This window comes from Methylocucumis oryzae, assembly GCF_000963695.1.
GTDB lineage: Bacteria > Pseudomonadota > Gammaproteobacteria > Methylococcales > Methylomonadaceae > Methylovulum > Methylovulum oryzae.
On sequence record NZ_LAJX01000263.1, the window covers coordinates 1 to 7,863 of the forward strand.

The following is a 7,863-nucleotide window of genomic DNA, read 5'->3' on the forward strand; positions in this document are numbered from 1 at the left end:
AAAAGGAATAAACACCAACAACGCAATGACTTCTTGTAAAATTTTTCAATTGGGCAATTGAAAAGACCGTATAACCGATACGATTGCCAGGAACTTGCAGGACGTATTCAAAAAACGCAACGCCCCAACTCACTATGACAGCAATATACCAAGGCTTAGCGGTCAATTCTTTTAAGTGCGCATACCAAGCAAAGGTCATAAAAATATTACTCAATGTTAGAAATAAAAGCGTATAGCCAATAGGTTGCATACATCACACCGTTGATTAAATTAAGCTATTTTAAACAAACAACAACACCTCATGACAACAAACCGTGATTACTTTCTCAAATCCATTGCTTCAACCCCACTTATGCAGACTAATCGACATTTTCGTGCTATCTTCAAAAACTACATAGTTTTTCATCACTAGGAAATATATCCTAAAATTATTACGACACCTTGGTTATAACCTTTCTTTATCTCAGACAAAAAACCTATCATGCGTTGGCAACCTCAGACGTGCTGGATTAACCTCGTTTTTCTGTTATTTGCAATAGGCACAGTCAATGTGCAAGCAAAAAAAACCGAACCCAAAAAACAAGTTATTGAAATCGCCTTTTTGCTTAAAGAAATGGCACCGCCACCGGTGTTATCAAATATTACGCCTAATATTCCCGATAAAGGCATTCCAGGGGCACAACTTGCAATCGCCGACAATAATACAACCGGGCAATTTTACCGGACAGGACTACCAGATTAAGGCCTTTACCGTGCCGAAATCAGGCAATAGCACTGAGGTCTTTAACCAACATATTGCCGGTAAATTTCAATTTTTAATCACCGCATTACCCGCAGCAGAATTATTAGCACTGGCAGATTTACCCACAGCACAATCTATGCTTATTTTAGATGCCGCCACGACTGACGACGCTTTGCGCGGCGAACAATGTCGTAGCAACGTCGTGCATTTAATGCCAAGCCGCGCAATGCGTACGGACGCATTGGCGCAATACTTGCTTAAAAAGCGCTGGACTAAAGCGTTTTTAGTGATAGGCCCACAACCCGAAGACCGTCTTTATGCCGATGCGATAAAACGCTCGGCAAAAAAACTCAATATCACTCTGGTCGCCGAAAAGACGTGGGAACATAATTTTGAATCTCGACATACCGCCCAAGCTGACGTAGCCGTGTTCACACAACTGGATGACGATTATGATGTTTTAATCGTAGCGGACGAACAAGGCTTATTTGGCGATTATTTAGATTATCGCACCTGGTCACCTAGACCCGTAGTTGGCACACAAGGATTAATAGCGACGTCTTGGCATCTTAGCCACGAGCAATGGGGTGCTATACAAATGCAAAACCGCTTTAAAGAATTAGCGGGGCGCTGGATGGAAGAAATAGATTATGCGGCGTATCTTGCCGTGCGTGCCTTAGGTGAAGCTGCTACCCGCACAAAAAGCAACCAACTGCAACCCATAAAAGAATTTTTACTCAGTAACAAATTTACGCTGCAAGGCTATAAAGGCAGCCCTTTATCATTCAGACTATGGGATGGCCAGTTACGCCAACCGGTATTATTAGCTGCTCCTAGAGCTTTAGTCAGCGTTGCACCGATTGAAGGCTTTTTACATCCAACCACCGAACTTGACACCTTAGGCTTCGATCAACCCGAAACTTCATGTCATTGGCAACCTTAACTTAAACTTATGACCAAATGTTTACCGTTACTCTTTAGCCTCTGCGCCATACTCAATACAACCTGCGCAGCAGCAGAAACTGTCTTTGTCACCTTAGAAAAAGATAATGCTCTTGCCATTATCGATCCCATTGCTGGCAAACTCACTAAAACCGTAGCCATAGGAGCAAGACCTCGCGGCATTGCGCTAAGCCCTGATGGCAAATTTTTTATTCGTCGCCGTCAGTGATGAAAACACCATAAAAATGCTTGATGCGACCACGCTACAAGAATTAGGCAAACTGCCGTCAGGCGATGACCCAGAAACCTTTGTGGTAAGCCCTGCGGGCGATAAGCTTTATGTTTCTAACGAGGACGACAGCTTAGTAACGGTCATCGATATTGCACAAAAAAAAGCCATTAAACAAATTAAGGTCGGGGTAGAACCGGAAGGCATTACAGTCAGCCTGATAACAAATGGCTAATTAGTGCCACAGAAACCACTAATATGGTGCATTGGATTAATACTAAAGACTATCAAATTGAAGAAAATACTTTAGTCGACCCAAGGCCCAGAGCAGCTAGCTTTACTGCCGATAGCCAACAACTGTGGGTAACATCGGAAATGGCAGGAACGCTGATGATTTACGATGCCGCAAATAAACAATTGGTTAAAAACCTAACATTGAGCGTAAACGGTGTTAACGCTGATAAGATTCAACCGGTTGGCATTGCCATTGATAAACAACGACAAAAAGCGTTTGTTGCGCTAGGACCCGCCAATCATGTCGCCGTTATTAATGCCCAAACCTATGAGATAGAGAAAAATCTACTGGTTGGCGCTAGGGTTTGGAACTTAGCTTTTTCACCTGATGAAAAAACGCTTATACACGACCAATGGCTTAAGCAACGACATTTCCATCATTGATGTAGATAGCTTAACTGTCACTCAGTCTATTGCCGTTGGCACTTCTCCTTGGGGCGTAGCCGTTAAACCATGAATTCTATTGCCGCCTTATCGATAAGCGAATTAAGTTTTGCTTATCAAACTAAAACCGCACTAGATCAGGTGAGTTTTACCGTTCACCCTGGACAATGCGCTATTTTATTAGGGCCTAATGGTGCCGGTAAAAGCACGTTATTCGCATTAATCACTCGTTTATATGATACGCGTAACGGCAGTATCACAATTTGTGGTCACGATATAAAACGGCAGACACGACTAGCCTTAGCTAAATTAGGTATTGTGTTTCAGCAATCGACACTAGACCTAGATTTAACCGTTATGCAAAAATTTAACCTACCATGCCGCCTTGTATGGCATGAGTGCTAAAGCTGCAAAAACCAGAATTCAACAAGAGTTGGAGCGCTTAAACATGTACGAGCGCAGGTTTGAGAAAGTTCGGCAACTCAACGGCGGTCATAAGCGCAGAGTTGAAATTGCCCGAGCTTTACTGCATAAACCTGAGTTATTGTTATTAGACGAACCCACCGTAGGACTTGATGTACCTAGTCGCACGGCGATTGTGGAATATGTTCATGATTTGGTGACTAGCCAGCAAATTGCCGTACTTTGGGCAAGTCATTTAATCGATGAAATTTACCCAAACGACACGTTAATTGTTTTGCACAAGGGTAGCATTAAAGCGACCGCCTCTATTCCTGACCTATTAGCACAAACCGAAACTACTACGGTAAAAGACGCGTTTTATTTATTGACCCAGGACAGTAAGTCATGAGTATTCTGCATTATTGGTTAGCCATGTCTGGCATCGTCTGGCGTGAATTATGGCGTTTCGTTACCCAACGTGAACGGTTTATTTCTGCACTAGTACGACCCCTGGTATGGTTATTTGTCTTTGCGGCAGGCTTTAGAGCAGCGTTAGGTCTTGCCATTATTCCGCCTTATCAAACTTATATTCTATACGAAGTCTATATAACACCAGGACTATGCGGCATGATACAGCTTTTTAATGGTATGCAAAGCTCATTATCAATGGTCTACGATAGAGAAATGGGCAGTATGCGCTTACTAATGGTGTGCCCATTGCCACGTTGGTTTTTGTTAATTAGCAAACTATTAGCGGGCACCGGCGTATCTATCCTGCAAGTATATGTTTTTTTAGCTATTGCCTGGGGTTATGGTATCCACGCACCTTGGGAAGGCTATTTAGGCGTATTGCCTGCCTTATTACTGTCTGGCCTAATGCTAGGCGCACTCGGCTTATTGCTGTCGTCATTGATTAAACAATTAGAAAACTTTGCTGGCGTCATGAATTTTGTCATTTTTCCAATGTTCTTTTTATCCACAGCGCTTTATCCACTATGGAAATTAAAAGAGTCCAGCCACGCTTTAGAACTCATCGCTCAATTTAACCCGTTTTCTCAAGCCGTTGAATTGATTAGATTTGCGTTATACGGTCAATTAAATGTATTTGCTTTAGTTTATACCGCGTCCGCTTTTATTGTGTTTATGGGATTAGCTATTTTAGGCTATAACCCCTCTAAAGGCATGATGGCAAGAAGGACTCAGGCTTGATCTTACTCAATAATTAATCTGGATATTTGCTTGAAACAGTCATTTTTTCTCGTTATTCCCAAGCAGCACTCGAATCCTCAACGATTAAAAGAATATGAGGGTAAAATTCTTGCGCAATGGATTTCTGAATTACCGATTGCTAATCCAATACTGGCCGTCAGGCTGATTTTTGATTATTTAGCTGAATTTAACTCGATAAAAATGCCTGCACAATTAAGATTGGATGCATTAGAAATGCTTATACCCAGTCTTTTTACCATTGAGGAATTTTTACGCACAAAATTAATGAAATCCGGTTTTCCAAAAGACGAAAATGATAAAAAAACGCTAGGACTGCTTGTCGCTCTACAAAGACAATTTACATTAAGTTATTGGATTATTGCTAAAGAGCTGACGCAACATGAGATTGGCTGGTTTCAAAGCAAAAATGCCGTATTAGCAATAGTTCGCTGTATTAAGGGTTTAAGCGCAATCGTGGCTAGTCACTTGATGATGGGTATGCCTGTCCCCAGTTGGATATGGATGGATTTGCATGCACTCTACAAATTAAGCATTAAGATAAAAAAACATACGACACAAATCGCGCTTAATGAAACACCTAATAAAAACGTAAGTCCTGAAGAAGCTTATTTACAAATTTTGTTATTAAGCTTAGCTGATCCGACTGGACTCATGCAGAATGAAATCAAAAGCGTTTATCAATTTGTCGACAAATTAACCCAGCTTGTTTCATTGAAAACAGCGCCCGTTACTGAGCAGCCCATACAATGCCTTGTATTAGTTGATGAAGATATTGCACCGTTTTTTTCAAAAAAATGAGCAACAACAAGAAAGCGATTCGGCAAAACTTTATGTTGATTTGACTCGGTTATGCCATGCATTAGATTCGTATCAAGCAGCAACAGCCAACAACGGCTCCTCGCGATTTAACAGTCCAGGCACGGGAATTTCAGGCCATGTTGAAGACTTCCCTAAAGAGCTATTACACTACCTGAGTCAACGCTGGGCCGGTAATACGCTACAAAGTGCGGCATTATTCAATGACCGCCTAGACAGGTATATTGCTATAGGATTATCTGCAACCTACAAACTACAAAAAGCGATTGCGGTTGGTTCTGATGAAGTGCTGGAATATTTGGCCTACTCGATTTCTAATCGAATGCTTTCATGTGAGCTAAAACAAAGCGGACTCTTATCCATAGGCAGCTTAGTCAGTTTTAGACGTATCGACATGCCCGAGCACAAACGTTTTTCTCGGCATTATTGATATGTTAGTTGTCGAAAAAGAGGACAACAAAATCAGCTTTGGTGTGCGATTACTAACCCATCAATCCATTGCGGTCGGTTATTTACCTATATCGGCACCGAAAACAGAGTCACCTAAACCGGCTTTATTTTATAAAACGCTAGAAGAAGAAGGCGCAAGCTACATTATTAGCGATAATTTTGTCTTAAAAGAAGGGGATTTGGTGCGTTTATTTATTAACCAAGATGACTTCCCTATCGTATTAAAGAGCAAAATAAATATAGGCTTGGGCTACTGGCAATATGAATGTTTACGGGTAACTGAAAAAAGAAAATAGACATAGACTAAAAAACTTACTATTTTATCCCGCATTAATGATTTGCCTGGTAAAATCTTTAATAAACGCGCTTGATAAGATTTAACTTCATGATAAATTGGATGCTGGTATGAAAAAACTACAGATTTAACATATTTAGCGTAACCAATCGAGCGTAACAATAATAACTAAGTTTCACCTTGGAGGATATGAGATGAGTAATGAAGAAAACACCACCGAAACAGCAAGTGCAACTGACAACGTTAAAGAATCAGTTGAATCGGCAAAAAATGCTGCTAGCGGATTAATGAATACCGTATTAGCCCTAAAAGACTCTAATCCTAAAGTGTTTTATGGCGCGATAGCAGGCGCTGTTGTTCTGCTACTCGCTGTGTCTATGGCTGGCGGTGGCGGTGAAAAAAAATTAACTGGCCCAACCATTAAGGACCTCGTTGTCGGTCAGCGCTATGTATTAAAAAGCGTCAATGCGTTTGATAAAACCGCTAAAGTACGTTTAGTCAGCGTACCAGGCACAATAGAAGCTTATGACGTCGTTGAAGAAGCTGACACCAATGGCTTTTGTCAACATATAGAACAAGGCACACCTGTTACATTGCTTCAGCTTCAAGATGCTTACGGCAAGAAGAACACCTTTTCAAAAGTGCAAATTGAAGAAGGCGAATGTAAAGGTAATTCTGGTTGGGCATTATCTATAGAAGTTCAATAAAAATATTGACAACCTAATCAAAGTCTATATAATACACCGAATAAATTGAAGCGCGGGAATAGCTCAGTGGTAGAGCACAACCTTGCCAAGGTTGGGGTCGCGAGTTCGAATCTCGTTTCCCGCTCCAAGAATTCTAAAGCCGCGACCATCGCGGCTTTTTTATTTTGATTCTAAGGCTGCGTAGCAAAATGGTTATGCAGCGGCCTGCAAAGCCGTCTATATCGGTTCGATTCCGATCGCAGCCTCCAAACTAGGCTAATATATTCAACCGCTTACGAGCGGTTTTTTTATGCCTGTCGATTTTAATCATTGAACAATAGCGCAAAAATAGTGTAAAAATACCGTAAAAATTCACTTTAAAGTGGTTAAAACCACTCTGAAGCAACCAGTTTGGTAATCTACACGAGTACGATATGGCAACGATTAGGCGGCGTAGTGCTGGCAGTTGGGAAATTATAATCAGGCGCAAAGGTGTTCTGCCTAAAGCACATTATTCAAGCGCATCAACCGAAAAAGAAGCTAGAGAATATGCAGCGGCTATTGAAAAGCTATTAGACCAAGGTATTGTTCCGGTTGAATTACAAGAACAACAGGATAATTTTAAATCATCCGCTCAAACCGTCGATACATGGGCGCGAGAGTATTTAGTTAAAGTCGCTGTATCGGATTCAGACCGGCTTTTGCTGAATGCGTTATTACCCGAAATGGAAACATGGAAAACAAACGCGCTCACTTTTTTCCTGGGCTGAATCCTGGGTTTCAACAATGAAGCAAAAAAACCGATTAGCCCCGGTTACGATTCGCCACAAAACCGGTGCTGTTGCTAGGATGTTTGATTGGTGTATGCGTAATGATTGGTTAGGCACAAACCCTATTCGATTGCTGCCTAAAAAATACGCTACTTATACAGCTATCGACGGCGAAGCCAAGCACGATGTTGAGCGCGATAGACGGCTCAACCCTGGGGAATATGAACGGATTTTGTGGATTATCGACGGCGGCGTGCCGGATAACAAAGAGCGCGGTATTCAAAAAGACAATGACGAATGGCGGTTATTATTCGTGTTGGCGGTTGAAACAGCGATGCGATTGCGTGAAATGTACACATTAACATTCGACCAAATAGAACTCGATAAGAGAACTATTTTTCTCGATAAAACGAAAAATGGCGATAAACGCCAAGTTCCGTTATCTTCGATTGCCGTCTCTGCACTTAAAGAATGGCAACCTAAGCGCGAGCAATTTGTTTTTTCTTTTTGGGATGGTCGGAAAGAATCGCTGCGTAATACGACTATGCGCCTAAGCCGTAAATGGGCAACTATCGCACAATTAGCCGGGTGCGATGGTTTGCATTTTCATGACCTGCGCCATG

At 41.7% G+C, this 7,863-nt stretch carries 10 protein-coding genes, 2 tRNA genes and 2 pseudogenes; 13 read left to right on the forward strand and 1 reads right to left on the reverse strand.

What is annotated here, in order from left to right:
- The coding region (locus VZ94_RS19520; RefSeq protein WP_369126310.1) for a DMT family protein at positions 1-250 on the reverse strand (250 nt) is incomplete at its 3' end.
- Between the two features lie 231 nt (positions 251-481).
- Here VZ94_RS19520 and VZ94_RS32560 point away from each other — a divergent pair.
- The 13 genes and pseudogenes from VZ94_RS32560 to VZ94_RS23765 form a co-directional block, all read left to right on the forward strand.
- The gene (locus VZ94_RS32560; protein WP_338040540.1) at positions 482-742 is read left to right on the forward strand and encodes a hypothetical protein; all 261 of its coding nucleotides are present in this window, start codon (positions 482-484) and stop codon (positions 740-742) included.
- Positions 684-1,685 carry an ABC transporter substrate-binding protein gene (locus VZ94_RS19525; protein WP_338040541.1) on the forward strand — a complete coding sequence of 334 codons (1,002 nt, stop codon included), beginning with the start codon at positions 684-686 and terminating at the stop codon, positions 1,683-1,685. The genes VZ94_RS32560 and VZ94_RS19525 overlap by 59 nt, the downstream gene beginning before the upstream one ends.
- Before the next feature lie 9 nt (positions 1,686-1,694).
- Positions 1,695-2,664 (forward strand): annotated as a pseudogene (locus VZ94_RS19530) (PQQ-dependent catabolism-associated beta-propeller protein).
- A pseudogene (locus VZ94_RS33370) lies at positions 2,661-3,402 on the forward strand (ABC transporter ATP-binding protein). Before VZ94_RS19530 ends, VZ94_RS33370 begins: the two co-directional pseudogenes overlap by 4 nt.
- Positions 3,399-4,202, forward strand: a complete 804-nt coding sequence (locus VZ94_RS19540) for an ABC transporter permease (RefSeq protein WP_045780514.1) — start codon at positions 3,399-3,401, stop codon at positions 4,200-4,202. The pseudogene VZ94_RS33370 and the gene VZ94_RS19540 overlap by 4 nt, the downstream one beginning before the upstream one ends.
- Positions 4,203-4,232: 30 nt before the next feature.
- Complete coding sequence (locus VZ94_RS29770; RefSeq protein WP_239650099.1) at positions 4,233-5,021, forward strand: cyclic-di-GMP receptor FimW-related protein; 789 nt, start codon at positions 4,233-4,235, stop codon at positions 5,019-5,021.
- On the forward strand, positions 4,987-5,469 hold the full coding sequence (locus VZ94_RS29775; RefSeq protein ID WP_239650100.1) for a hypothetical protein: 483 nt from the start codon (positions 4,987-4,989) through the stop codon (positions 5,467-5,469). Before VZ94_RS29770 ends, VZ94_RS29775 begins: the two co-directional genes overlap by 35 nt.
- A 1-nt stretch (position 5,470) precedes the next feature.
- A complete protein-coding gene (locus VZ94_RS29780) occupies positions 5,471-5,785 on the forward strand; it encodes a hypothetical protein (RefSeq protein WP_239650101.1) in 315 nt (104 codons plus the stop codon).
- Positions 5,786-5,978: 193 nt separating this feature from the next.
- Positions 5,979-6,491, forward strand: a complete 513-nt coding sequence (locus VZ94_RS19550; protein WP_045780515.1) for a hypothetical protein — start codon at positions 5,979-5,981, stop codon at positions 6,489-6,491.
- Positions 6,492-6,543: 52 nt separating this feature from the next.
- Positions 6,544-6,618 (forward strand) — tRNA-Gly (locus VZ94_RS19555).
- A 47-nt stretch (positions 6,619-6,665) separates the two neighbouring features.
- Positions 6,666-6,739, forward strand: a tRNA-Cys gene (locus VZ94_RS19560).
- 165 nt (positions 6,740-6,904) lie between these two features.
- The gene (locus VZ94_RS23760; RefSeq protein ID WP_052700764.1) at positions 6,905-7,240 is read left to right on the forward strand and encodes a hypothetical protein; all 336 of its coding nucleotides are present in this window, start codon (positions 6,905-6,907) and stop codon (positions 7,238-7,240) included.
- A 16-nt stretch (positions 7,241-7,256) separates the two neighbouring features.
- The coding region (locus tag VZ94_RS23765; protein WP_192828685.1) for a site-specific integrase at positions 7,257-7,863 on the forward strand (607 nt) is incomplete at its 3' end.